This is a genomic window from Rhizobium centroccidentale, from assembly GCF_030182565.1.
In the GTDB taxonomy this organism is placed as follows: domain Bacteria; phylum Pseudomonadota; class Alphaproteobacteria; order Rhizobiales; family Rhizobiaceae; genus Rhizobium.
This window is the reverse complement of the sequence record NZ_JAQJCG010000016.1, coordinates 33,920-59,537: the sequence shown is the minus strand read 5'-3', so window position 1 is coordinate 59,537 and position 25,618 is coordinate 33,920. Positions and strand designations below refer to the sequence as shown.

Sequence of the window (25,618 nt, the reverse complement as noted above, 5' to 3'; positions counted from 1 at the left end):
TAATTTCTTGGAGGGAAGATGGCATCGAAGGGTGATTTACAGGATTGGGTGGTCGACGCCCTCCGTTCAAATAAAGGATCTGCGTCAATTCTTTATGTTGCCCAACACATCTGGGAAAATCACGAGAAAGATCTGGCCGGCAGTCCCCTATTTTATTCATGGCAATACGACATGCGTTGGGCCGCCACGGAACTGCGAAAGAAAGGTCTACTAGTTGCGGCAGGTGACGACCGTCGTGGAAAGTGGACCCTAAAATAACCCGCTTTGAGCGGACCGGCGACCTTAACGTCGCATTGAGGAGATGAGACATGACCGAGGTTTTCATTTACGACCACGTGCGCACGCCGCGCGGGCGCGGCAAGAAGGATGGGTCGCTGCATGAAGTGCCGTCCGTGCGCCTCGCCGCCAAGACGCTCGAGGCGATCCGCGATCGCAACGGTCTCGATACCGCAACGGTTGACGACATCATTATGGGCTGCGTCGATCCGGTCATGGAAGCCGGCGCCGTCATCCCGAGGGGCGCCGCCTTCGAGGCCGGCTATTCCACGAAGGCGCCCGGCATGCAGATCTCCCGTTTCTGCGCCTCCGGTCTCGATGCCGTGAATTTCGGCGCGGCCAAGATCGCGCAAGGGGCTGATGACATCGTCATCGCCGGCGGCGTTGAAAGCATGTCGCGAGTCGGCTTGGGCATGTCAGGCGGCGCGTGGTTCATGGACCCCTCGGTCAATTTCCCGGCCTATTTCATGCCGCAGGGCGTATCGGCCGATCTCATCGCCACCAAATACGGCTTCTCGCGCGATGACGTCGACGCTTATGCCGTCGAGAGCCAGAAGCGCGCCGCCAATGCCTGGGAAAAGGGCTATTTCAAGAATTCGGTCATTCCGGTGAAGGATATCAACGGCCTGACCATTCTCGACCGCGACGAGCATATGCGTCCCGGCACCGATATGCAGGCGCTCGCTTCGCTCAATCCGTCCTTCCAGCTCCCGGGCGAAATGGGCGGCTTCGAGGCCGTCGGCATTCAGGCACATCCGGAAGTCGAGCGCATCAATTACGTCCATCACGCCGGCAATTCCTCCGGCATCGTCGATGGCGCCGCTGCCGTGCTGCTCGGCTCCAAGGCGGGCGGTGAAAGCATGGGCCTGAAGCCGCGCGGCCGCATCAAGGCCTTCGCCAATATCGGCTCCGACCCGGCGCTGATGCTGACCGGCCCGGTTGACGTCACCGAAAAGCTGTTGAAGCGCAGCGGCCTGACGCTTGCCGATATCGACCTCTTCGAGCTCAACGAAGCCTTCGCCGCTGTGGTGCTGCGTTACATGCAGGCTTTCGACATTCCGCACGACAAGATCAACGTCAATGGCGGCGCGATTGCCATGGGCCATCCGCTGGGTGCCACCGGCGCGATGATCCTCGGCACCGTACTCGACGAGCTGGAACGCCGCGATCTCAACACCGCGCTGGTCACGCTCTGCATCGGTGCCGGCATGGGCACCGCTACGATCGTCGAACGCGTCTGAGGAGGGGAAACCAATGGCTTACACGAATTTCACCGTCGAAACCGACGCAGATGGCATCGCGCTCGTCACCTGGGACATGCCTGGCAAGTCCATGAACGTCTTCACCGCCGAGATCCTCGAAGAGCTGAATGCCATCATCGACGCGACCGTCGCCGATGCCGCCGTCAAGGGCGTCGTCTTCACGTCGGGCAAGTCTTCCTTCTCCGGCGGTGCCGATCTTTCGATGATCAAGTCGATGTTCTCCTTCTACCAGGAGGAAAAGGCGAAGGATCCGGCCGCTGCCACGCAGAAGCTCTTCGATCTCGTCGGGCGTATGACCGGCCTGTTCCGCAAGCTCGAAACCTGCGGCAAACCCTGGGTTTCGGCGATCAACGGCACCTGCATGGGCGGCGCTTTCGAGCTGTCGCTGGCCTGCCATGGCCGTGTCGCTTCAAGCGCCAAGAGCGTCAAGATCGCACTGCCCGAGGTCAAGGTCGGCATTTTCCCTGGTGCCGGCGGCACGCAGCGCATCTCGCGCCTGACGGATGCACAATCCGCCCTGCAGATGATGACGACGGGCCAGTCGCTGACGGCGGCGCGCGCCAAGGCAATGAACCTCGTGCATCAGGTGGTCGAGCCGGATCAGCTGATCCCGGCCGCCAAGCAGATGATCAAGGACGGTTTGAAGCCTGTGGCACCTTGGGACGAGAAGGGCTTCAAGGCGCCGGGCGGCGGCATCTGGACGCCGGCCGCAGCCCAGCTCTGGCCGGCAGCGCCCGCCATCCTGCGCCGCGAGACATCCGGCAATTATCCGGCGGCACTCGCCATTCTCAAATGCGTCTATGAAGGCCTGCAGGTTCCCTTCGATACCGGCCTGAAGATCGAGCAGCGCTATTTCACGCATGTGCTGCAGACCACCGAAGCCTATTCGATGATCCGCTCGCTGTTCATCTCCATGCAGGAACTCGGCAAGGGCGCGCGACGCCCGGCTGGCCAGCCGAAGACGGAGCTGAAGAAGGTCGGTGTCGTCGGCGCCGGCTTCATGGGCGCGTCCATCGCCTATGTCACGGCCGCTGCCGGCATTCCGGTCACGCTCATCGATCGCGACATCGAGGCCGCGACCAAGGGCAAGGGTGTCGGCGAAGGGCTGGTGAAGGACTCGATCGGTAAGGGAAGACTGACGCAAGACGAGGGTGCAGCTCTGCTCTCACGCATCACGCCGTCGGCCGATTATTCGGATCTCAAGGATGTGGATCTCGTCATCGAAGCCGTGTTCGAGGATCGCGAGGTCAAGAAGGCCGTCATCGAGGCTGTCGAAGCTGTGCTGCCGGCCGGCGCCGTCTTCGCCTCCAACACCTCGACGCTGCCGATCACGGGCCTTGCGAAGAATTCCAAGCGCCCGGCCGATTTCATCGGCGTTCACTTCTTCTCGCCTGTCGAGAAGATGATGCTGACCGAAGTCATTCTCGGCAAAGAGACCGGCGATCATGCTCTGGCCGTCGCGCTCGATTATGTCGCCGCCATCAAGAAGACGCCGATCGTCGTCAACGACACGCGCGGCTTCTTCGTCAATCGCTGCGTCTTCCGCTACATTCATGAAGCCTATGACATGCTGATCGAAGGCGTGCCGGCAACCATGATCGAGAACGCCGCCAAGATGGCCGGCATGCCGGTCGGGCCGCTGGCGCTCAACGATGAAGTCGCCATTGACCTCTCCTACAAGATCCTGAAGGCGACAGTCGCCGATCTCGGCGAGAAGGCTGTCGACCCGCGTCACATGCAGCTCGTCAACGGGCTCGTAGAAGGCGAGGGCCGCCTGGGCAGAAAGAACGCCAAGGGCTTCTACGACTATCCGCCGAAGCCGGCGAAGAAGTCGCTATGGCCGGGTCTCAAGGATCTCTATCCGCAAAAGAAGGCCGATGAGATCGATGTCAACGTGCTGAAGCAGCGCTTCCTCGTGACCATCGCGCTGGAAGCTGCCCGCACCATTGAAGAAGGCATCGTCACCGATCCGCGCGAGGCCGATGTCGGCTCCATCCTCGGCTTCGGCTTCGCCCCCTATACCGGCGGCGCGCTCTCCTATATCGATGGCATGGGCGTGAAAGCTTTTGTGGAACTCTGCGACAAGCTCGCCGCCACCTACGGCCCGCATTTCCAGCCGACGGCGCTGCTGAAGGACATGGCCGCAAAGAGCGAAACCTTCTACAGGCGCTTCGATCCCTACCGTGTCGCGAAGGCGGCTTGAGCCAACAAATCGTTGCTGACGACAAATAATGGGCCGCTCCTGTCGGGAGCGGCCTTTTTTATTCGTCCTCTGCTTGAGTTCATCAAACCGAGGAGAATGACATGATCGAGATCATCGGCAATCGCGATGAGGCGGAAGCCATCAACGCAATGCTTGCGGGCTGGTCGTCAGCCCTTGGCAACAAGGATGCGGCGGGCGTGGTCCGGCATTTAAGCGATGATGTCATCGGCTTCACCCTGGCGGCACCATTGGTGCACAAGGGTAAGGGTGAAAAGGGATTGGCGGATTGGTTTTCGACCTGGGACGGGCCGATTGGCGGCGATGTCATCGAGGTCAGATTGACGGTTGGTGAAGATGTCGCCTTCTGGACGGGCCTCGTGCAGATGACCGGCAAGAAGACGGATGGTGTCGAAGTTGATCTCTGGTTTCGCCAGACGCTCGGCCTCAGAAAAGAGGCTAGCATCTGGAAGATCGTCCACGAACATACGTCGGTGCCGTTTGCCATGGACGGCAGCGGTCTTGCCGAGCTTGGTCTCAAACCGTAAGATTTTTCTTACGCAATGCTCAGGGGTTTTTCCCGACTGGATCGCAAGGCAACAACGCCCCAGCCGATAAGCAGAAGGATCGCCGCCGCATAGATATCGGCGGCCTCGGCAAAGCCGAGCGCCTTTGACAGAAAGCCGGCGAGGATGGCGGGGACGCTGAAGGCGAGGTAGCTCTGGATGTAGAAGGCGGAGAGTAGCCCGGCGCGTTCGTCGGGCTTTGCCAGCGGCATGATGCTCCTGACCGTGCCGAGGAAAGCCGCCCCAAAGCCTGAGCCGGCAATCAGAGTTCCGAGCGCGAGGATCGACACTTCAGCGGCATGCATGCCGGCGATGATGGTCAGTATGCCGAGGCTCATGGTTGGTATGCCGAACGTCATGATCATGGTGGCGGATCTCCGGCGCAGCAGGAAGACGGCGGCAGCGCCGCTGATCGTCAAGGCTGCGACCACGGAGCCGCCGACCAGCGGCGCCGTGCTGCCGGTCGTCGCGATGACCAGCGAGGGCACCAGCGACAGATAGAAGCCGGCGAGTGCCCAGACGGCGATGTTGATCGGCGTCAGCGCCAGCAGCGTCCGCCGTGCCTGCTGGGGAACGGCGACTTCCGGCTTCAGCGATGCGAGCACGCCAGCCCGTCGGCTCGTTGTCTCCGGCATCAGCCATAGCAACGCGGCTTGCAGCGCCAGCAAGGCAAGCGTGACGATATAGACGAGCACGGTCGGGGCCGGCGCGAATTGGATCAGCAGGCTCGTGCCGAGCGCGCCGATCGCCATGCCGGCAAGCGGGGCAAGACTGTTGGTGATCGATCCCCGGATCGGATCGAGATCGACAAGGGCGGCGCCGATCGAACTGATGGCAGTTCCCGTCGCAAAGCCCTGCACGATGCGGGCCGCAATCAGCCAATTCGGACCCTTGGCCATTAAAAACAACGCTATCGCCACCATATTGAGGAGGATCGACGCGAAGATCACCGGCCGACGGCCGAGATGGTCGGAAATCGAGCCGACGATGAGCAGCGCGGCGAGAAGGGAAAAGGCGTAGACGGCGAAGATCACCGTGAGCAGCACCGGCGAGAAGGCGAAGGCCTGCTGATAAAGGCGGTAGAGAGGCGTCGGTGCGGACGAGGCAGCCAAAAACAGGGCGCTGGTTGCTGCATAATAGAACGGCGCCAGGCGTCTGGCTGATGAAATCGATGCGCTGGCGGTGGAATCGAGCGGGGTCATCGACTATATCCTACCTAAAGCTAAAAGATTGCGTTAGCGGATATAGGGTGCCTGGCGTATAAAGGCAAATAATTTGCGTTAGTAGATGCCTTCGGTCATTCACGATCCGCAAAAAGGGAAAATTGGCAAGGGCTTATGGGCTACCGAGAAAATCCCCGCCCCGGCGGGCGCAGCGCCAGAGTGCAAGCGGCCGTGCATCAATCTGTCCGCGACATGCTGGCAAGCATGGATCGCGCCGAAGTGACGATCCCCCTGATCGCACAGCGCGCCAATGTCACGCCGTCGACGATCTACCGCCGCTGGGGCGATCTTCAGGCGCTTCTCGCCGATGTTGCCGCCGCGCGCCTGCGGCCGGAAGGCGAACCCGCCCGGATCGGCAGCGCCCGCGAGGATCTGGAGGCCTGGGTCGAGCAATATGCCGACGAGATGGCCTCCGGCGTCGGCCGGCAAATGCTGCGCGACATTCTTGCGGCAGCCGACAATGCGAACGCGGAGAAATGCGGCACCTATACGCGCTATCAATTGAGCGTCTTCATCGCGCGGGCAGAGGCATGCGGCGAGCCCTTTCCGACCTTGGCGGAGCTGATGGATCACGTCATCTCGCCGATCATCTATCGCATTCTCTTCGACCAGACGCCCGATCCCCACTACGTTCGCAAGCTCGTCGCGAAGGTGATGCGGGAGAGTGTGGTCAGCGCTTGAAGCGCGGCCGACAATGCCGAACGACTCACCAGAAATTCCTGAGATACATCCAGCGACTTCGGCTTGGTTGCTCGCAACTGACGAACAAGGTGCCGAATATATGCACTCTGAAGTTGCTGATGTGGCGAAATTTTCATGGGATATGCGTGCTTGGATAAGGCTCGCGGTCGATTTCATATTGAAAAATAAGGAAAAAGATGGTGCTAATTACCAACAGTGAATTCAACGGCAACGCGAAGGGGACTGCTCAATGCTTAATGAATTCAAGGCATTTATCGCCCGCGGCAATGTCATGGATCTCGCGGTCGGCGTGATCATCGGCGGCGCTTTCGGCGGCATCGTTAAATCGCTGGTTGACGATATCATCATGCCGATCGTCGGTGCGATTTTCGGCGGCTTCGATTTCTCGAACTACTTCATCGGCCTCGCCTCGGGGGTCAACGCACCGACGCTTGCTGCGGCCCGCGCCCAGGGCGCGGTTCTTGCCTACGGTAGCTTCATCACCGTCCTCATCAATTTCCTCATCCTCGCCTGGATCATCTTCCTGATGGTCAAGGGCGTGAACGCGCTCCGCTCGCAAGTCGAGCGCAAGGAAGAGAAGGTTGCCGAGGCAGCGCCGCCGCCGGCCGATGTCCAGCTGCTGACGGAAATCCGCGACCTTCTCGCCAAGCGCTGATAGGCTTCGCTGGATTCACTTTGCAAGCCCCGGTCCATGCGAGGACTGGGGCTTTATTCATCACCAAAATCGATCATTCGCTAAGGCAAAGTCATGGGATTTGTCCGCCGCTCTGCTTTATGAAGGCAGAAACCGGAGACTTTGCATGTCGATACTAGATAGCCTCAGCCCGCGCGCGCTTGCAGCACCCGAAAGCGGGATCGTCGAAGTGGTCAATTATGCCCGTGGCCGTGAGGGCCTGCTGCCGCTTTGGGTCGGCGAGGGCGATCTGCCGACGCCGGATTTCATCAACCGCGCCGCCATGGCCTCGCTCAACGCCGGCGAGACCTTCTACACCTGGCAGCGCGGCATTCCGGAACTGCGCCAGGCGCTCGCCGATTATTATGGCCGGCATTTCGGGACCTCGCTGCCGATGGAGAACTTCTATGTCGTCGGCTCCGGCATGCAGGCGATCCAGCTGTCCGTCCAGGCGATCACCGCTCCCGGCGACGAGATGGTTTATCTCTCCCCGGCTTGGCCGAACATCGCTGCGGCGCTCGAGATCGCAGGCGCCCGCTCCGTCGCCGTACCCTTACAATTCGAGCACGGCAAATGGTCGCTCGATCTCGACCGGCTGGAAGCGTCGATCACGCCGAAGACCAAGGGCCTCTTCATCAATACCCCGTCCAACCCGACAGGCTGGACGGCCACTCATCAGGATCTTCGCGACATTCTGGCTCTGGCGCGCAAACATGATCTCTGGATCATGGCCGACGAAATCTATGCGCTCTACTACTACGCCGGCGGCCGCGCGCCGAGCTTCCTGGATGTCAAGGAAGCCGATGACAAGATCCTCTTCGTCAATTCCTTCTCGAAAAACTGGTCGATGACCGGCTGGCGTGTCGGCTGGATCGTCTCACCCGCGGAGCTTGGGCAGGTGATCGAAAACCTCGTGCAATATTCGACGTCCGGCGTCGCGCAGTTCATGCAGAGAGGCGCGGTTGCGGCATTGAATGAGGGCGATGATTTCGTCCGCTCCAATATCGAGAAGGCCACTCGCTCGCGCGACATCCTCTGCGACGCGCTGATCGCCACCAATCGCGTGCAGACGCTGAAGCCGGATGGTGCGCTCTATTCCTTCCTCAGGATCGATGGCGTCACCGACAGCCGCAAGGCCGCCATCGACATCGTCGACAAGACCGGCGTCGGCCTGGCGCCCGGAACGGCCTTCGGTCTAGGCGGTGAGCTGTTCATGCGCGCCTGCTTCCTGCGCGATCCGGTGCAGGTCGCGGATGCCGCGGAAAGGCTGAGCCGGTATATTTTGAGTTTGTGAGGGCCGGCATGTGCGCTGTGGTTGGTAGCGTTTGACCTAGCTGGGCCTGACTCCCTCTGTCGCGACAGCGACAGAGGGAGGTGAACACTCTCCACGCCCACCAAGATTGCCGTCGCGCGCCCCAATCCATAAAATCCAATCGATCGACGAAATCCTCCCCTAACCATCCCCGTAATCTTTCCCGCCAGGCCTCCCGCTTTTAATCAATTTCGCAGGGGAAGCGGTCTCATATGGTGCTGATAAGACTTGGCGGGGACGCGAAGAATGACTGTCTTGGTGACGGGCGGAGCCGGCTATATCGGCAGCCATATGGTCTGGAGATTGCTTGACGCGGGCGAGGGCGTCGTGGTCATCGATCGCCTCTCCACGGGTTTTCGCTGGGCCGTTCCGCCGGCTGCCCGCTTCTATCTCGGCGATATCGCCGACGAAGCGTTGCTGAATCAGATTTTCGCCGAGAACGATATAGAAGCCATCATCCATTTCGCAGGCTCCGCGGTCGTCCCGGTATCGATTGAGGACCCTCTTGCCTATTACGAGAACAATACAGGCAAGACCCGTATCCTGGTGAGCGCCGCCGTCAGGGCCGGCATCCGCCATTTCGTCTTCTCGTCCACCGCTGCAGTCTATGGCCAGCAGCCGGCGGACAGGCCGGTCGGCGAAGATGCGCCGCTGCGGCCTGAATCCCCCTATGGTCAATCCAAGCTGATGTCCGAGCTGATGCTGCGCGATGCCGCTGTTGCTTATGACTTCCGCTATGTGGCGCTGCGCTATTTCAACGTGGCCGGCGCTGATCCCGAGGGAAGGGCGGGTCAGTCGACTGATGGCGCCACCCATCTTATCAAGGTGGCTTGCGAGGCCGCCCTCGGCCGCCGCCGCCAGGTGGATATCTACGGCACCGATTATGCGACACACGACGGCACCGGCGTGCGCGACTATATCCACGTCAGCGATCTTGTTGAGGCGCATTTGATGGCATTGCGGCATCTGCGCGATGGCGGCCGCTCGCTGGTCGCCAATTGCGGTTACGGCCAGGGCTATTCGGTTCTGGATGTGCTCAACATGGTCATGCGCGTCCATGGCCGCGCCTTCCGCATCCATATTGCTCCACGGCGTGCCGGCGATATGGCCAGTATCGTCGCCGATGCGACGCTTGCTCGTCGTGAATTGGGATGGACGCCGAAATACAATAATCTGGAAATGATCGTGCGCTCCTCGCTTGATTGGGAGCTTCGCCTTGCAGAACGTGCGGGCTTCGATGCCGCCGGCGTCAACAGGGTCTACGCCGCTCCAAGCATGCTATAACGCGAGCAGCGATCTCAGCTTTCCGGGCGTCTCCAAGGCCCCAGAAAGGCCGGTGCGTTCTTGCGCACGGCTTCCGCCAGAAAATCGATAACGGTGCGCACGCGTGGCGATTGGCGCAGGTCCCGATGGCAGGTGATCCAATAGTGGCGCCTGAGATCCACCTCATGCGGCAGGACGACCTGCAGATCGGGGTGCTTGCCGGCGATGAAAAATGGCAGCACGCAGAGCCCCTGACCGTTCTTCGTCGCCGTCAGCTGGGCAAAGATGCTCGAGCTCTGGAATTGCGGCCTGATGCGTGGATGGACGTCATCGAGATAATCCAGGCCTGGCGCGAAGATCATATCCTCGATATAGCCGATGAAGGCGAAGTCCGGCAGGTCGTCACGGCTTTCGATCGGCGGATGGCGGGCGAGGTAATCGCGCGATCCGTAGACCTGCAGGTGGTAGTCCGTCAGCTTCTCGGTGAAGTAGGGACCAGCCTTCGGCGGGTCGAGTACCACGACGATATCGGCCTCCTTGCGCGAGAGCGACATGATCTGCTGGATGGTGATCAGCTCCAGCGAAATGTTCGGGTGCTTCGCAGTGAATTCTGGCAGGACACCGGTGAAGAAGAAATTGGAAAATCCCTCCGGCGCGCTGATACGCACAACACCCCGTTGTGCTGCCGATCCCGCAGATAGATCAGCGCGTAGACGTTCCGTCTCCTGCTCCATATGCTCGGCCGTATCGACGAAGCGCTGGCCCATACTGGTCAGCATGTAGCCGCGCGGATTGCGTTCGAAGAGCTTGACCTTCAAGGCGAATTCCAGCCGGTCGATGCGTCGCGAGACCGTGGCATGGCTGCTACGCAATTGTCGCGCCGCGGTGGAAAGCTGCCCCGTTCGCGCGACCGCAAGGAAGAACTGCAAATCGTCCCAGGTAAAATGCGGCGTGCGCTTCATGTATCCTCCTCTGTTCAAAAATGAACAGACCTTGTTTGGAATTAATTGCAATCGCGACTTGCGTCAACGCGCGAATTCCGTGATCTTGGCGCTTGGGAAAAGCTGTTTTGAGGAAAGCAGCTGGCCAATTTTGAACAGATTCGTTTTTGCCAAATCTCTGGGAGGAGAGGATATGCGAAAGAGTCTTATTGCATCCTTTGCGTTTCTGCTTGCAGCGAGCACCGCGGCTTTCGCCGCCGGCCCGTCCGATGGTGTCGTCAAGATCGGCATCCTCAACGACCAGTCCGGCGTCTATGCGGATTTCGGCGGCAGGTCGTCGGTAGCGGCCGCCAAGATGGCTGCCGAGGATTTTGGTGGCAAGGTTCTCGGCGTGCCGATCGAGATCGTCGATGCCGATCACCAGAACAAGCCTGATATCGCTTCCAACATCGCCCGCCAATGGTACGATCAGGACAAGGTCGATGCCATCATGGAGCTGACGACCTCTTCGGTCGCACTCGCCGTGCAGGCGGTCGCCAAGGAAAAGAAGAAAATCGATATCGTCACGGGTGCCGCGACCACCGACCTCACCGGTAAGCAATGTTCGCCCTATGGCTTCCATTGGGCCTATGACACGCATGCCTTGGCGGTGGGTACCGGCGGTGCGCTCGTCAAGCAGGGTGGCGATACTTGGTTCTTCCTGACCGCGGACTATGCTTTCGGCTACTCGCTCGAGCAACAGACCAGCGATTTCGTCAAGGCAAGCGGTGGCAAGGTGCTCGGCTCCGTCCGCCATCCGCTGTCGACCAATGATTTCTCGTCCTTCCTGCTGCAGGCCCAGTCGTCTGGCGCCAAGGTTATCGGCCTAGCCAATGCTGGTCTCGATACCTCGAATGCCATCAAGCAAGCCTCCGAATTCGGTATCACCCAGGGCGGCCAGCATCTGGCGGCACTGCTCTTCACGCTCGCCGAAGTCCATGGCCTCGGCCTGCAGGCGGCGCAAGGCCTGACGCTGACGGAAGGCTATTACTGGAACCTCGACGACAAGAGCCGCGAATTCGGCAAGCGCTTTTTTGCCCGCACCGGCAAGATGCCGAACATGATCCATGCCGGCACCTATTCCGCCGTGATGCAGTATCTGAAAGCCGTGCAGAAGGCCGGCACGGATGACACCGACGCTGTTGCCAAGCAGCTGCATGAGATGCCTGTTGATGATTTCTTCGGCCGCGGCGGCACGGTCGGCGCCAACGGACGCATGATCCACGATATGTATCTGCTTCAGGTCAAGAAGCCTGACGAGAGCAAAGAGCCGTGGGATTACTTCAACGTGTTGGCGACGATCCCGGGCAAGGAAGCCTATATCGATCCGGCCAAGAGCGGCTGCGACCTCGTCAAGCAATAGGGCTTGGAACAGCCCATGGCGATGTCCGCGACACATGCGCATGAAGAGCCCCGGGTGGTTTTGTCCGCTCGGGGACTGCGCCGCGATTTCGGTGGCTTCACCGCCGTCAAGAATGTCGATCTCGACGTACATCACGCGCAGGTTCACGCTCTGATCGGCCCGAACGGCGCCGGCAAGACGACGGTTTTTAATCTCCTGACCAAATTCCTGCAGCCGACGCACGGCACGATCACGCTGCTCGGCACCGATATTACCAAGACGAGGCCCGACAAGGTCGCGCGCATGGGCCTCGTGCGCTCCTTCCAGATTTCCGCTGTTTTCCCGCATCTGACGGTGCTGGACAATGTGCGGGTCGCCTTGCAGCGGCCAAACAATCTCGCCCACCAGTTCTGGCGGCCGCTATCCGCTCTCGACAGTCTCAATGCCCGAGCCGAACAGCTTATTGCCTCAGTCGGCCTTTCGAAGGAGCGCGATGCCATCGCCGCCGATCTTTCCTATGGTCGCAAGCGCGTGTTGGAGATCGCCACCACGCTCGCGCTCGATCCGAAAGTGCTGCTGCTCGACGAGCCGATGGCCGGCATGGGGCTGGAGGATGTGAACACCGTCTCGGCCATCATCCGTGATGTCGCGCGCGACAGGGCAGTGCTGATGGTGGAGCACAATCTCTCGGTCGTTGCCGATATCTGCCATCATGTCACGGTGCTGCAGCGCGGCGAGATCCTCGCCCAGGGCGATTACGCGACGGTCAGCCGCGATCCGCGCGTTCGCGAAGCCTATATGGGCACGGAGGAAGCTTGACGATGGCGACGCTTCTCGACGTTCAGGGCCTCAATGCCTGGTATGGCGAAAGCCACATCCTGCATGGTGTCGACATGCGCGTGGGCGAGGGGGAGACCATCACCATCCTCGGCCGCAACGGCGTCGGCAAGACGACGACGCTGCGTACCATCGTGGGCATCGTTCGCGCCCGTAAGGGCAGGATCGTCTTTGCCGGCAGGGACATGATGCAGGTGCCGCTGCACAAGACGGCGCATCAGGGTATCGGCTTCGTACCGGAAGAGCGCGGCATATTTTCCACGCTCAGCGTCTATGAAAACCTGATGCTGCCGCCGGTCGTCGCTGCTGGCGGCATGACGCTCGACGAGATCTTCGAATTGTTTCCCAACCTGCATGAGCGGCGCAATAGCGTCGGTACAAGACTTTCTGGCGGCGAGCAGCAGATGCTCGCCATGGCCCGCATCCTGCGCACCGGCGTCCGCATGCTGCTGCTCGATGAGCCGACCGAAGGTCTCGCCCCCGTCATCGTCCAGCGCATCGGTGAAGTCCTGCAGAAGCTCAAAGGCCGCGGCATGACCATCTTGCTCGTCGAGCAGAATTTCCGCTTCGCCAGCCGCATCGCCGATCGCTTCTACGTGATGGATCACGGCCAGATGGTCTCGGAATTTCCGGTCGGCGAACTCACAGAGCGCATGGATATGCTGCACAAGGTTCTGGGGGTCTGAGCCATGACGACGATATTCGGCATCCCCGCCCAGGCGCTTCTCGGTCAATTGCTGATCGGCCTCATCAACGGCTCCTTCTATGCGCTGCTGAGCCTCGGCCTGGCGATCATCTTCGGTATGCTGCGGGTCATCAACTTCGCCCATGGCGCGCTCTATATGCTCGGTGCCTTCACCGCCTATCTCTTGTTTGCCTATGCCGGTATCGGCTATTGGCCGGCGCTCGTTCTGGCGCCGCTGATCGTCGGCCTGTTCGGGGCGCTGGTCGAGCGGTTCTGCCTGCGGCGGCTCTACAGGATCGATCCGCTCTACGGATTGCTCTTCACCTTCGGCATGGCCCTGACCATCGAAGGAACCTTCCGCTATCTCTATGGTTCCTCCGGCCAGCCCTACGCCGTCCCGACGGAATTGGCGGGCGCGAAAAATATCGGCTTCATGTTCCTGCCCGTCTATCGCGGCTGGGTGGTCATCGTCTCGCTGGTCGTCTGCATCGGCACCTGGCTGCTGATCGAGAAGACCAAGCTCGGCGCCTATCTGCGCGCGGCGACGGAAAATTCCACACTTGTGCAGGTCTTCGGCGTCAACGTGCCGGTGCTCCTGACGCTCACCTACGGTTTCGGCGTTGCGCTTGCAGCCTTTGCCGGCGTGCTGGCCGCGCCGATCTACCAGGTCTCACCGCTGATGGGATCGAACATGATCATCATCGTCTTCGCCGTTGTTGTCGTTGGCGGCATGGGCTCGATCATGGGAGCGATTGTAACAGGCTACATGCTCGGGATCGCCGAAGGCCTGACGAAGGTCTTCTACCCGGAAGCCTCCAACATCGTCATCTTCGTGATCATGGCAATCGTGCTGCTTCTGAGGCCGGCGGGTCTCTTCGGTCGGGAGGCGTGATATGGCTGGATTAATCAGCTTGGGCTCCAAGGAGCGTCCAAAACTTTCCGTGCAGAAGCTGTTGCTGATCCTCGGCCTTGTCGGCCTGATCTGGGCGCCGTTCTTCATCTACCCGATCTTCGTCATGAAGGTGCTGTGCTTCGCGCTGTTTGCCTGCGCCTTCAATCTATTGCTCGGCTATGCCGGCCTGCTCTCCTTCGGCCATGCCACCTTCTTCGGCGGTGCGGCCTATTTCACCGCCCATGCGGTGAAGGAATGGGGGCTTCCACCCGAACTCGGCATCCTGATCGGCGTCGCCGGCGCCTCGCTGCTCGGCCTCGTCATGGGTTTCGTCGCCATCCGTAGACAGGGCATCTATTTCGCCATGATCACGCTGGCGCTCTCCTACATGTTCTATTTCTTCTGCCTGCAGGCGGCATTTACCCATGGCGAGGATGGCATTCAGTCGGTGCCGCGCGGTTATCTCTTCGGCGTCCTCGACCTCAGCAACTCCTTGAACATGTATTATTTCATCCTCGCGGTGTTTCTGATCGGCGTGCTGATCATCTGGCGTTTCATCAATTCGCCCTTCGGCATGATTCTGAAATCGATCAGGGAAAACGAACAGCGGGCGATCTCGCTCGGCTATTCCGTCGCGCGTTACAAGTTTGGCGCCTTCGTCATGTCGGCCGCACTGGCGGGGCTTGCCGGAGCAGTCAAAGCACTGGTCTTCCAGTTTGCGACGCTGACAGATGTCGCCTGGCAGATGTCCGGCGAAGTCATTCTCATGACGCTCCTCGGCGGCATCGGCACACTGATCGGCCCGCTTTTCGGCGCGGGTTTCGTGGCGACGCTGGAAAACTATCTGGCGACTTCGGAATTCCCCGTCACCATCATCACCGGCATCGTCTTCATGGTTTGCGTCCTGCTTTTCCGCCGCGGCATCGTCGGCGAATTCTATGCCTCGCGGCTGGGACGGAAGCTGGGGTTTGAGTATCGGCGCTAGCGATTTGAGTTTCCTTCTCCCCGCAGGCGGGGAGAAGGTGCCCGAAGGGCGGATGAGGGGCCCGCGCTATTCCAGCGACTTCGGAATTTGCCGAGCCTTCCCGCCCCTCACCCTAGCCCTCTCCCCGCAGGCGGGGAGAAGGAACTACTGAGTTTGGACATGGATCGCTTCGACTACATCATCATCGGGGCCGGCAGTGCCGGATGCGTACTGGCCAACCGGCTCTCGGCCGACCGCAACAATAGGGTGCTGCTGCTGGAAGCCGGCGGCAACGACAATTACCATTGGATTCATATCCCGGTCGGTTATCTCTATTGCATCAACAACCCCCGCACGGACTGGTGCTTCACCACCTCGCCGGAAGCGGGGCTGAATGGCCGGTCGCTGAATTATCCGCGCGGCAAGGTGCTCGGCGGCTGCTCCTCCATCAACGGCATGATCTACATGCGCGGCCAGGCCCGCGATTACGATCTCTGGCGCCAGCTCGGCTGCGCCGGCTGGGGCTGGGATGACGTGCTGCCCTACTTCATCAAGTCCGAGGATCATTATCGCGGCAAGGACGAGATGCATGGCGCCGGCGGCGAGTGGCGGGTCGAGAAGGCCCGCGTGCGCTGGGCTGTGCTCGATGCCTTCCAGGCAGCCGCCAAGGAGGCCGGCATCCCCGAGACGGCGGATTTCAACCGTGGCAACAATGAAGGTTCCGGCTATTTCGACGTCAACCAGCGCTCCGGCATCCGCTGGAACACGACGAAAGCCTTCCTGCGCCCGGCGATGAAGCGCAGCAATCTTACCGTCTATACCAAGGCGCAGGTCCGCCGCCTGATCGTCGAGGGCGATGCCGTGACCGGTGTCGAATTCCAGCACGACGGCGTGGCAAAGCGCGCCTATGCCACCAAGGAAACGGTGCTCTCTGCCGGCTCCATCGGCTCGCCGCACATTCTCGAGCTGTCAGGCATCGGCCGCGGCGAAGTGTTAAGTAAAGCCGGCATCGAGGTCCTGCGCGAGGTTCGGTCCGTCGGCGAAAATCTGCAGGATCATCTGCAGCTTCGTCTTGCCTACAAGGTGACCGGCGTGCCCACCTTGAACGAGAAGGCGACGAAGCTGATCGGCAAAGCGGCGATCGGCCTCGAATATCTGGTTCGCCGTTCAGGCCCTATGGCGATGGCGCCGAGCCAGCTCGGCATCTTCACCCGCTCCGGACCGGACAAGGAAACGCCGGATCTGCAATATCATGTGCAGCCGGTCTCGCTCGACAAGTTCGGCGATCCCGTCCACCCCTTTCCGGCGATTACCGCGAGTGTCTGCAATCTTCGGCCTGAAAGCCGCGGCTCGGTGCATGTGCGCAGCCCCGATTTCGCCCTGCAGCCAGCCATCAGCCCCAACTATCTTTCCGCAGCCCGTGACCGGGAGATCGCCGCGCGCTCCATTCGCCTGACGCGGCGGATCGTCGCGCAGCCCTCATTCGCCCGGTTCCGCCCGGAGGAGTTCAAGCCCGGACCGGACTACGAGACGGATGCCGATCTGGAGCGCGCCGCTGGCGATATCGGCACGACGATTTTCCATCCGGTTGGCACATGCCGCATGGGCGGCGACGGGCAAAGCGTTGTCGACCCCCGCTTGCGGCTCAGAGCATTGGCAAGGCTGCGTATCGCCGACGCCTCCGTCATGCCGTCGATCACATCGGGCAACACCAATTCACCAACCATCATGATCGCCGAGAAGGCGGCCGAAATGATCCTTGCCGATAACAGATGAATTTTTGAGGATCGGTCACGGTAAGGACGGGAGATTTGCATGGATAGCACGGATGAAGTCATCATCGAGCGGCGCGGATCGGCCGGCATTATCAAGCTTAACCGCCCGAAGGCGCTGAACAGCCTGACATTGCCGATGGTGCGGGTCATTGCGCCGGCCCTGGAGGATTTCGCCGCAGATCCCGCAATCGCCAGCGTCATCGTCCTGGGCGAAGGGGAACGTGGCTTCTGCGCAGGCGGCGATATCCGCCTGCTGCACCAGAGCGGCAAGGAGGGCACCGATGAAGCGGAAACCTTCTGGCGCGAGGAGTTTCTGCTCAACCATGCCATCTCGCGCTATCCCAAACCCTATGTCGTGTTGATGGACGGCATCACCATGGGCGGCGGCGTCGGCCTTTCGGCCCATGGCAGCCATCGCGTCGTCACCGAGCGCACGCGCCTTGCCATGCCCGAAACCGGCATCGGCTATTTCCCGGATGTCGGCGCCACCTGGCTGCTGCCGCGGGCGCCGGGCGAAGCCGGCACTTGGATGGGTCTGACCGGACAGACCGTCGGGGCAGCCGATGTTATCCACGCCGGTTTTGCCGATCATCGTGTCGCGTCCTCCGCATTGCCGGCTCTCGTGGATGCGATCGTAGCGCTGCCCGCTGCCGCCTCTGCCGCAGACGTGCACGCCCTCATCCGGACGATGGCTGTAGATGCCGGCGAAAGCCGGCTTGCGGCAAATCGACAGGTGATCGATCGGGCGTTTTCGGCAGACACGGTGGAGGAAATTCTCAAGGCTTTGGCCGATGAACCGGGAGAATTTGCCACTGAAGCCGCTGGCGTGATCGCCAGCCGCTCGCCGACCAGCCTGAAGCTGACCTTGCGGCTGCTCAGGGCAGGGCGAACGAGCGCCGATTTGGCCGAATGCCTCAATCGTGAACTCGGCGCCTGTAAGGGCATATTGTATAATCATGATTTCTACGAGGGCGTGCGCGCTGCCGTCATCGACAAGGATCGCAATCCGAAATGGTCTCCGGCGAGCCTTTCCGAAGTAACGGCGGATGCCATCGACCGTTTCTTCATACCGGTGCAGCCACCACTTTTCACAAGATAACCGATCATGGGAGGAAAACATCATGACACGGATCGCATTCATCGGCCTCGGCAATATGGGAGGGCCGATGGCCGCCAATCTCGTCAAGGCCGGCCACGCCGTCACTGGATTCGATCTTTCGCATGACGTGCTGAAGGCAGCCGAAGCTTCTGGCGTGAAGCCCGCCAACGTGCTGACAGAGGCCCTGGCTGATGCCGAAGTGGTCGTGACCATGCTGCCGAAGGGGCAGCATGTCCTGACCGTCTGGACCGACGTACTGCGCTCCGTGCCGAAGGGAACTCTGCTGATCGACAGTTCCACCATCGATGTCGATAGCGCCCGCAAGGCGCATGCGATGGCAAGCGATGCCGGTTGCCTTTCGCTCGATGCCCCAGTGTCCGGCGGCACGGGCGGTGCTGCGGCCGGGACACTGACCTTCATGGCCGGCGGCTCGACGGAAAGCTTTGCGGCCGCCAAACAGCTGCTTGAAGTCATGGGCAAGAAGATCGTCCATTGCGGTGATGCCGGCGCCGGCCAGGCGGCAAAGATCTGCAACAACATGATCCTCGGCATTTCCATGATCGGCGTCTGCGAAGCCTTCGTGCTCGGCGAAAAGCTTGGCCTCTCTCATCAAGCCCTGTTCGATGTCGCCTCCACGTCGTCAGGCCAATGCTGGTCGATCAATACCTATTGCCCCGTGCCCGGCCCCGTGCCGACATCGCCTGCTAATAATGATTACAAGCCTGGCTTTGCAGCCGCTTTGATGCTCAAGGATCTACGCCTGTCGCAGGAAGCGGCGCTCTCCAGCGGCGCGTCGACGCCTCTGGGCGCGGAAGCGGCACAGCTCTATGCGCTCTTCGAAAAGCTCGGCAATGGCGGCCGCGATTTTTCCGCGATCATCGAGATGTTTCGCGAGGCGAAGTGAGGATGGCTGGAGGATCAGACGGGGCAGGCTGCCCCTCACCCCGGCCGGAATCGCATATGAAATGAGGTCGTTGCCGCGCACCCCTTCTCCCCTCGGGGAGAGGTGCCGACAGGCGGATGAGGGGGCCGCCAAGAGCACGAAAGCCCGCGTATTCAAATCCGTTACGCCCTCATCCGACCCTTCGGGCCACCTTCTCCCCGAGGGGAGAAGGAACTTGCGGAGGCGGCATCAACAAACATGCCTGACCTGCCGACCTCAATTGCTGCAACTCATCGCCACATGCCCCGCATCCGCGCGCCCACATCGACGCGTACCTCCCGCGCCCGGACGGCGGCAGCGCTTTCGGCACGCGCCTGCGGCCAGCCGCAGACCTCGAAAAACTGCAGCAAGGTTGCTGGAATGAAGCGGGTGCGCGAGGCAAAGACATGCTTATCACCCTGCGCATGCTGGCCATGCACAAAGAAGCGCTGTGGAATGACGAGGTCGAGATTGTCCTTCGCCCGCGTCATCGCGACATAGAGCAGCCGCCGTTCCTCCTCGATCTCGGCAGACGATCCGACGGCGAGATCGGCGGGGATGCAGCCGTCGACGGCGTTGAGGATGAAGACCTTCGTCCATTCCTGCCCCTTGGCGGAATGAATGGTCGACAGGATCAGATAGTCCTCGTCGAGCAGCGGCACGCCGGCCTGATCGCTGGTGGCATCTGGTGGATCGAGCGTCAGCTCGGTGAGGAAACGCTCGCGCGAGCCGTAACCGACGGCGATCTGTTCGAGTTGGACGAGATCCGCCTGACGGGTCGCGGCATCCTCATGCGTGCGCTCCAGATGAGGCTCATACCATTGGCGAACCAAGCCGATTTCCGCCGGCCAGCCGGCCTTGCCGCTCTTCACCTCCCGCATGGTCTCGACAAAGGCGGTCCAGTCCTCTCCGGTGCGCGGTGGCGGTGGCAGTTCGGTGAGTGCCGTGATCGGGCTTGCCTCTTCGCCGATCTGGTCGAGCACGCGCTGCGCCGTGGAGGGACCGATACCTGGCAGGAGCTGCATCAGGCGGAAGCCTGCCACACGGTCGCGCGGGTTTTGCGCGAAGCGCAGCGCCGCCAGCATGTCCTTGACATGGGCGCTGTCGAGGAATTTCAGTCCGCCGAACTTGACGAAGGGAATGTTGCGCCGGGTGAGTTCCACTTCCAGCGGGCCGCTATGGCTCGAGGTACGGAAGAGCACCGCCTGCTGCTTGAGCCGTGTGCCGCCCTCGCGATTTTCCAGTATCTGATCGGCGATGTAGCGCGCTTGGTCGGCTTCGTCCCGCACCGTCACCAGCCGCGGCCGCTCTGCGCTTTGCCGCTCGGTACGCAAGTTCTTGGTGAAGCGTTCCGAGGCGAGATCGATCACGGCATTGGCGGCGGCGAGGATCGGCTGCGTCGAGCGGTAATTGCGATCGAGTGTTACGATATCGGCAGAGGGCGTGAAAGCCTTGGGGAAATCGAGAATATTGCGTACGGTCGCGGCACGGAAGGAGTAGATCGACTGCGCATCGTCGCCGACGACCGTCAATCCCCGGCCATCGGGTTTGAGCGCCAGCAGGATGGAGGACTGCAGCCGGTTGGTATCCTGATATTCGTCGACAAGCACATGATCGAAGCGACTGCCGATATCCTCGGCAATCAGCGGCTCCTGAAGCATATGCGCCCAGTAGAGCAGCAGGTCGTCGTAATCGAGCACGTTCTGCACCTGCTTTGCCTCGACATAGGAGGCGAAGAGATCGCGCAACTGCTGCTCCCACATGGCGCACCAAGGGAAAAAATCGCGCAGCACACCGTCGAGCGGCGCTTCTGCATTGACCGAGCGCGAATAGATGGCAAGACACGTCGCCTTGGTCGGGAAGCGGTTTTCGGTCTTGGAAAAGCCGAGGTCATGGCGCGCAAGGTTCATCAGGTCAGCGCTGTCTTCCCGGTCGTGGATCGTGAAGGCCGGGTCGATGCCGATCTGCTCTGCATAGTCCCGCAGCAGGCGTGCGCCGATGCCGTGGAACGTGCCGCTCCAGGCAAGCGCGTCGGCGTTAATGCCGGCATTCGCACCCAGCACCTCGCGGCAGATCCGCTCGACGCGGCGGCCCATCTCGGCGGCAGCGCGGCGCGAGAAGGTCATCAACAGGATGCGGCGCGGGTCCGCACCTCTCACGATCAGATGCGCGACGCGATGGGCGAGTGTATTCGTCTTGCCGGAGCCGGCCCCGGCAATGACGAGCAACGGGCCGGCAATATGGCCGTCACCGCTCGTGCCATGTTCCACCGCCAGCCGTTGCTCCGGGTTCAGCTTTTCCAGATAGGCGGCGGTCATCAACTCTCCTGAGTACCTCCGGCGGCAGGCGGAGCGCGACATGCGGCGAATCGCAAGCGCGAAAATATAGGGACGTTCTATGGATGTTCCGAATCGCCAAAGCCTGTCAAGATAGCAGGGCCTGCACGCGGATGTGACCTCGGGCGCAAGAATCTTGCAGGGATTTGCACTCGTTTGGCTCGAAAAGAAACTGCTTCGTGCTTATGTATCTTTACGGCGCAGTATTTTGAGTTTTTGGGGCTTCGTAATGCGTAGAATGAAGGTTTCAAAACATGAACGAAACGATTGCCACCGGGCTGCGTCTGCCTAGCGGCCTCGTGGCTTTGCCGGGCGGCCGCCTTGCGGTCGTGGAAATGGATGCCAGTCGCCGCAGTCTGAAACTTTTCGACGCAAGCGGCGTACCGCAGGAACTTTGCCGGGTCGGCGGCCGGCCGATGGGGGTTGCGGTCGATGGTGACGGATGTTTCTGGGTAGCCAACGGCCCGGAAAATTCCCTTGTGAGATTATCGGCGCAAGGCCGCGTCCTGCAAGTCATCGAGGGTAGCGCGGATGGTCCATTCCTCCATCCGAATGCACTCGCCTTCGGACCTGACGGCCTGCTTTACATGACCGATTCTGGCATCCGCCTTGCCAATCTTCTCGAAGGCGGCCACATCCATCCCGATTTCTTCAAGGCGGCTTATAATGGCTGCGTCTATCAGATCGATCCGGCCGAGGGCCGGGTTATCCGGGTCTTGGCAGCCGGCCTGCTCTTTGCGAGCGGCATTGCCTTCGGTGCCGATGGATTGCTCTATTATAGTGAAACGTTGACCGGAAAAATTTATCGGCAGGTCGTTGGCGGCAGGCAGGAAATGTTTGTCCAGTCGATGACATCACCCGCCGTCAATGCGCTGCGCGGGCCAGCGGGCCTCGCCTTTGATCGCAGCGGCATGCTTTATTGCGCCATGTACGGTCTGGGTGAAATTTCCATGGTGGACGCGGAGGGAAAAATGGCCGGCCATATCCGCACGGACGGCACACGGCCAGCCAATATAGCCTTTACCGTCGACCGCAAACATCTGCTCGTCAGTGAGCAGGAAAACGGTGTCGTGGAAAAGATTACGGCGCCGCGTCCGGGCTTGCCTTTGCATATCCCGTCGATCTCGTAACGCGGCCGGCGGACATGCCCGAAAGCCGGGCATGTCCCTTTTTTGCTTATTCCGCAGCAGGAATCTGCTTGTTGTCCTTGCCGGACTTGCCGTCTGCCGGTGCCGTGTCATTGGCGACCGGCTTGGCATGACGGCGACGCCAGTCGCCGAGGAACAGCAGGATCGGTGCGGCAATGAAGACCGACGAGGCGCCTGCAACGAGGATACCGAACACCATCGGGATCGCGAAGCTGGAGACGGCGCTGCCGCCCCAGATCGCCATCGGCACCAGCGCCAGGAAGGCGGTGGCGTTGGTGTAGAGGCTTCGCGCCAGGGTCTCGTTGATCGACTTGTCGATGATATCTCGCAGCGGCATCGACTTGTAGAGCCGCATGTTTTCACGCATGCGGTCATAGACCACGACCTTGTCGTTCACCGAATATCCCACAAGCGTCAGGATCGCGGCGATGGCCGTCAGGTTGAAATCGAGGCCGGTGATCGCGAAGAAGCCGATTGCCTTGGTGACGTCGAGCACCAGCGTGACGATGGCGCCGACCGCGAACGGCCATTCGAACCGCACCCAGATGTAGACGAGCATCGCCAGGCTGGCGATCACGACCGACAGGATGCCGGCCCAGGCAAGCTCGCCCGAGACCTTCGGACCGATGACATCGGTGCCTTCGATGGTCGCGCTTGGATCGATCTTGATGATTTCCGCCTTGAGCTTGGTCACCGCGGCTGTCTGCGCCTCTTCGCCGCCGTCCTGGCGCTGGGCGCGGACAAGGAGGCTGTTGTTGTCGCCGAAGGACTGCAGTGCGATTTCGCCGAGACCGAGCGTGTTCAGGCCCTCGCGGAACGTAGACAGATCGGCCGCGTCCTTGGTCTTGACCGACATCTGGATGCCGCCGCGGAAATCGACGCCGTAGTTGAGCCCCGGATGGATGAACAGGACCACCGAGGCGATCGACAGGATCGCCGAGACGGTGATGCCGAAGAAGCGGGCCTTCATGAACTGGATATGCTTGTCATAGGGGCTGAAGGGGATCAGCGGCCTGATGTTGATCACCTTCAGCTTGCGGCGGCGGGTAATGGCGATCATCACGACGCGCACGAAGGCGACGGAGGTGAACATCGAGATGATGAGGCCGAGACCCATAGTCACGGCAAAGCCGCGAACCGGGCCGGAGCCGAAGTAGAACAGGATGGCGGCGGCGATCAGGGCCGTCATGTTGCCGTCGATGATCGTCGAATAAGCCTTCCTGAAGCCGTTATCGATGGCGGCGAAGGCGCCGCGGCCCTTGCGGGTCTCTTCGCGGATGCGCTCGTTGATGAGAACGTTGGCATCAACCGCAAGGCCGATGCCGAGGACGACGCCGGCGATGCCGGGCAGCGTCAGCGTGGCGCCGACAAGCGTCAGGGCCGAGAAGGTCAGGACCGTGTGGATGAGCAGGGCAACGTTCGCGAGAATTCCCCAGGCGCCGTAGAGCACGAAGATGAAGGCGGCAACCAGGACGAAGCCGACCAGGCCGCTATAGATGCCCTTCTGGATGGCGTCGCTGCCGAGGTCGGCGCCGACGGTGCGCTCTTCGATGACGGTGAGCTTGGCGGGCAAAGCGCCGGCGCGCAGCAAGGCGGCAAGCGTAGTGGCGCTGTCGGCGGTGAAGTTGCCGGAGATCTGGCCCGAACCGCCGGTGATAGGCTCGCGGATGTTCGGCGCGCTCAGAACCTTGTTGTCGAGAACGATGGCGAAGGGCTTGCCGACATTTTCGCGGGTGATTTCGGCAAAGCGGTTGGCGCCGGCACTGTCGAAGCGGAAGGTGACGAGCGGCTCGTGCGTGTTCGGATCGAAGCTGACGCGGGCATCCGTCAGGCGGTCGCCAGACAGTTCGATGCGGTCGAGAACCGGATAGCTGTTGCCCTGCTCGTCCTTCATGATGGTAACGCCGGGGCCGGGATTGTTCGGATCGACGTTATCGGCGAGCAGGTGGAAGGACATCTTCGCCGTCGAGCCGAGAAGCTCGCGCAGATGCGACGGATCCTGTGCGCCCGGTAACTGGACGAGAACGCGGTTCGGACCAACGCGCTGGATGGTCGGCTCGGCGACGCCCACCTGGTCGACGCGCTTGCGGATGACTTCAAGGCTCTGCTGGACGGCGGAATCGACGTTGGCCGAAATGCCTGCCTGCGAGAAGGACATTGCGATGGTCGCGCCGTTCGGCTTGATGCTGAGATCCGACTGGCCGGCCGAGAGGCCCGACGTGATCGTATTGGCCAGCGTCTGCAGCTGCGTCACCGCATCACCGCTCTGCGAGGCATCGTTGAGCGTCACGACGATCTGGTCGCCGTTGCGAACGACCGAGCGGACCTGGATATTCTTGTCGCGCAGCACGCGGCGTGCGTCCTGCTGCAGCGATTGCAGCCGGCCGTTCGTCAAATCCTTCTCGTCGACTTCGAGAACGAGATAGGAGCCGCCGCGAAGGTCGAGGCCGAGGGATACCTGGCTATGAGGCAGCCAGGATGGGATCTTGCTGAGAACCGACGGCGGCAGCGCGTTCGGCAGGGCGATCAGAAAGCCAATGACGATGATCACCGTATAGAGTGCCACGAGCCATGGTGAGGTACGCATGGGTATTATCCTTGAAAATAGGCTTATGCCGACGGTCTGGCCGCAGGCGGACTTGAGGTCGTGTTGGAAATGCAGCGCGTCTGCGCCAAACGCTTAGGCAAGCGCGCCAGGAGGTGCACGCGCGAGATAGGCGCGAAACGCCAGGGATTCGAGCCGTGCGGCATCGTTCGGGCGGTTCGATTGCCACGAGGTTGCCGGATATCCGAGGGTAGGGAGGGAGCCAAGCGTTGCAGGCCCTATGTCGTGCCATGTGGCCTTCGGCGTCACTAGCCGATCGGCAACGACGATGCCGCGCACCGGATCACGCAGAGATAGATAGAGAGGCTGGGTGTCCTTGCCCGAGGAGAGCGCGTCTGCATCGGCGCGTGCGGCAAGATTGATGCCGCCGCCAAGCGCCAATCCGATATAGGCGAAGAACGCGACGAACAACGAGGCGATCACGCGCGCTCCGGCGCGGTGCGTCCTGTCGTCTCTATCTTCGCTGTCGGCGGCGCCGAATTCGAGCGGGTTCAACGGTCCAAAATGCCTTCATTCCTTTGCCAGAGCGAACTCCGGCGGTTCGGCCATGATAACA

The 25,618-nt window shown here is 61.2% G+C and carries 23 protein-coding genes; 18 read left to right on the top strand and 5 right to left on the bottom strand.

The genetic code is table 11. The features are described from left to right. The first annotated feature begins 18 nt into the window (after nucleotides 1-18). The 4 genes from PH562_RS20430 to PH562_RS20415 all read left to right on the top strand — a co-directional run bounded on the left by PH562_RS20430 (nucleotide 19) and on the right by PH562_RS20415 (nucleotide 4,286). A complete protein-coding gene (locus PH562_RS20430) occupies nucleotides 19-258 on the top strand; it encodes a hypothetical protein (protein WP_285175375.1) in 240 nt (79 codons plus the stop codon). 50 nt (nucleotides 259-308) lie between these two features. After that, the gene (locus PH562_RS20425) at nucleotides 309-1,517 is read left to right on the top strand and encodes an acetyl-CoA C-acetyltransferase (protein ID WP_285175373.1); all 1,209 of its coding nucleotides are present in this window, start codon (nucleotides 309-311) and stop codon (nucleotides 1,515-1,517) included. 13 nt (nucleotides 1,518-1,530) lie between these two features. Beyond that, a complete protein-coding gene (locus PH562_RS20420; protein ID WP_285175371.1) occupies nucleotides 1,531-3,741 on the top strand; it encodes a 3-hydroxyacyl-CoA dehydrogenase NAD-binding domain-containing protein in 2,211 nt (736 codons plus the stop codon). Nucleotides 3,742-3,842: 101 nt separating this feature from the next. After that, nucleotides 3,843-4,286: a YybH family protein gene (locus tag PH562_RS20415; RefSeq protein WP_285175369.1), complete on the top strand. Its 444-nt coding sequence runs from the start codon at nucleotides 3,843-3,845 to the stop codon at nucleotides 4,284-4,286. An 8-nt stretch (nucleotides 4,287-4,294) separates the two neighbouring features. Here the strand turns inward: PH562_RS20415 and PH562_RS20410 are convergent, their stop codons facing one another. After that, nucleotides 4,295-5,506: an MFS transporter gene (locus tag PH562_RS20410; RefSeq protein ID WP_285175368.1), complete on the bottom strand. Its 1,212-nt coding sequence runs from the start codon at nucleotides 5,504-5,506 to the stop codon at nucleotides 4,295-4,297. A 135-nt stretch (nucleotides 5,507-5,641) separates the two neighbouring features. Between PH562_RS20410 and PH562_RS20405 the strand changes: the two genes are divergently transcribed. From PH562_RS20405 to galE, 5 genes are all read left to right on the top strand, one after another. Continuing rightward, nucleotides 5,642-6,208, top strand: coding sequence for a TetR-like C-terminal domain-containing protein (locus PH562_RS20405; protein WP_285175365.1), 567 nt, complete (start codon nucleotides 5,642-5,644; stop codon nucleotides 6,206-6,208). Nucleotides 6,209-6,221: 13 nt separating this feature from the next. Continuing rightward, nucleotides 6,222-6,428 (top strand): hypothetical protein, encoded by a 207-nt coding sequence (locus PH562_RS20400; RefSeq protein WP_285175364.1) that lies wholly within the window; start codon nucleotides 6,222-6,224, stop codon nucleotides 6,426-6,428. Between the two features lie 30 nt (nucleotides 6,429-6,458). After that, the gene (mscL, locus tag PH562_RS20395; protein WP_047628143.1) at nucleotides 6,459-6,884 is read left to right on the top strand and encodes a large conductance mechanosensitive channel protein MscL; all 426 of its coding nucleotides are present in this window, start codon (nucleotides 6,459-6,461) and stop codon (nucleotides 6,882-6,884) included. A gap of 145 nt (nucleotides 6,885-7,029) precedes the next feature. Beyond that, nucleotides 7,030-8,196 (top strand): pyridoxal phosphate-dependent aminotransferase, encoded by a 1,167-nt coding sequence (locus tag PH562_RS20390; RefSeq protein WP_285175362.1) that lies wholly within the window; start codon nucleotides 7,030-7,032, stop codon nucleotides 8,194-8,196. A 264-nt stretch (nucleotides 8,197-8,460) separates the two neighbouring features. Then, on the top strand, nucleotides 8,461-9,498 hold the full coding sequence (gene galE / locus PH562_RS20385; RefSeq protein ID WP_285175360.1) for a UDP-glucose 4-epimerase GalE: 1,038 nt from the start codon (nucleotides 8,461-8,463) through the stop codon (nucleotides 9,496-9,498). 14 nt (nucleotides 9,499-9,512) lie between these two features. Here the strand turns inward: galE and PH562_RS20380 are convergent, their stop codons facing one another. Further along, complete coding sequence (locus tag PH562_RS20380; RefSeq protein WP_285175357.1) at nucleotides 9,513-10,439, bottom strand: LysR family transcriptional regulator; 927 nt, start codon at nucleotides 10,437-10,439, stop codon at nucleotides 9,513-9,515. 172 nt (nucleotides 10,440-10,611) lie between these two features. Here PH562_RS20380 and PH562_RS20375 point away from each other — a divergent pair, with 172 nt between their 5' ends. The 8 genes from PH562_RS20375 to mmsB all read left to right on the top strand — a co-directional run bounded on the left by PH562_RS20375 (nucleotide 10,612) and on the right by mmsB (nucleotide 18,955). Then, nucleotides 10,612-11,820 (top strand): ABC transporter substrate-binding protein, encoded by a 1,209-nt coding sequence (locus tag PH562_RS20375; protein ID WP_285175356.1) that lies wholly within the window; start codon nucleotides 10,612-10,614, stop codon nucleotides 11,818-11,820. 15 nt (nucleotides 11,821-11,835) lie between these two features. Beyond that, nucleotides 11,836-12,618: an ABC transporter ATP-binding protein gene (locus tag PH562_RS20370; RefSeq protein ID WP_285175354.1), complete on the top strand. Its 783-nt coding sequence runs from the start codon at nucleotides 11,836-11,838 to the stop codon at nucleotides 12,616-12,618. Between the two features lie 2 nt (nucleotides 12,619-12,620). Next, nucleotides 12,621-13,322: an ABC transporter ATP-binding protein gene (locus PH562_RS20365; protein WP_285175351.1), complete on the top strand. Its 702-nt coding sequence runs from the start codon at nucleotides 12,621-12,623 to the stop codon at nucleotides 13,320-13,322. Nucleotides 13,323-13,325: 3 nt separating this feature from the next. After that, nucleotides 13,326-14,213 carry a branched-chain amino acid ABC transporter permease gene (locus PH562_RS20360; protein WP_285175350.1) on the top strand — a complete coding sequence of 296 codons (888 nt, stop codon included), beginning with the start codon at nucleotides 13,326-13,328 and terminating at the stop codon, nucleotides 14,211-14,213. A 1-nt stretch (nucleotide 14,214) separates the two neighbouring features. Beyond that, nucleotides 14,215-15,198, top strand: a complete 984-nt coding sequence (locus tag PH562_RS20355) for a branched-chain amino acid ABC transporter permease (RefSeq protein WP_285175348.1) — start codon at nucleotides 14,215-14,217, stop codon at nucleotides 15,196-15,198. Between the two features lie 159 nt (nucleotides 15,199-15,357). Further along, nucleotides 15,358-16,953 (top strand): GMC family oxidoreductase, encoded by a 1,596-nt coding sequence (locus PH562_RS20350; RefSeq protein ID WP_285175345.1) that lies wholly within the window; start codon nucleotides 15,358-15,360, stop codon nucleotides 16,951-16,953. Nucleotides 16,954-16,992: 39 nt separating this feature from the next. Then, nucleotides 16,993-18,051, top strand: a complete 1,059-nt coding sequence (locus tag PH562_RS20345) for an enoyl-CoA hydratase/isomerase family protein (RefSeq protein ID WP_285175343.1) — start codon at nucleotides 16,993-16,995, stop codon at nucleotides 18,049-18,051. Nucleotides 18,052-18,073: 22 nt separating this feature from the next. Further along, the gene (mmsB, locus tag PH562_RS20340; protein ID WP_113229339.1) at nucleotides 18,074-18,955 is read left to right on the top strand and encodes a 3-hydroxyisobutyrate dehydrogenase; all 882 of its coding nucleotides are present in this window, start codon (nucleotides 18,074-18,076) and stop codon (nucleotides 18,953-18,955) included. A 269-nt stretch (nucleotides 18,956-19,224) separates the two neighbouring features. On the opposite strand, the gene PH562_RS20335 is transcribed toward mmsB, so the two are convergent. After that, nucleotides 19,225-21,291: an ATP-dependent helicase gene (locus PH562_RS20335; protein WP_285175342.1), complete on the bottom strand. Its 2,067-nt coding sequence runs from the start codon at nucleotides 21,289-21,291 to the stop codon at nucleotides 19,225-19,227. Between the two features lie 272 nt (nucleotides 21,292-21,563). On the opposite strand from PH562_RS20335, the gene PH562_RS20330 reads away from it, so the two are divergent. Next, entirely contained in the window at nucleotides 21,564-22,439 is an 876-nt protein-coding gene (locus tag PH562_RS20330) for an SMP-30/gluconolactonase/LRE family protein (RefSeq protein ID WP_285175340.1), read from the top strand. A 46-nt stretch (nucleotides 22,440-22,485) separates the two neighbouring features. Here PH562_RS20330 and secD read toward each other — a convergent pair whose 3' ends face one another. Beyond that, nucleotides 22,486-25,044, bottom strand: coding sequence for a protein translocase subunit SecD (secD, locus tag PH562_RS20325; protein ID WP_285175337.1), 2,559 nt, complete (start codon nucleotides 25,042-25,044; stop codon nucleotides 22,486-22,488). Between the two features lie 93 nt (nucleotides 25,045-25,137). Further along, nucleotides 25,138-25,557 (bottom strand): hypothetical protein, encoded by a 420-nt coding sequence (locus tag PH562_RS20320; protein WP_285175335.1) that lies wholly within the window; start codon nucleotides 25,555-25,557, stop codon nucleotides 25,138-25,140. Between the last annotated feature and the right edge of the window lie 61 nt (nucleotides 25,558-25,618).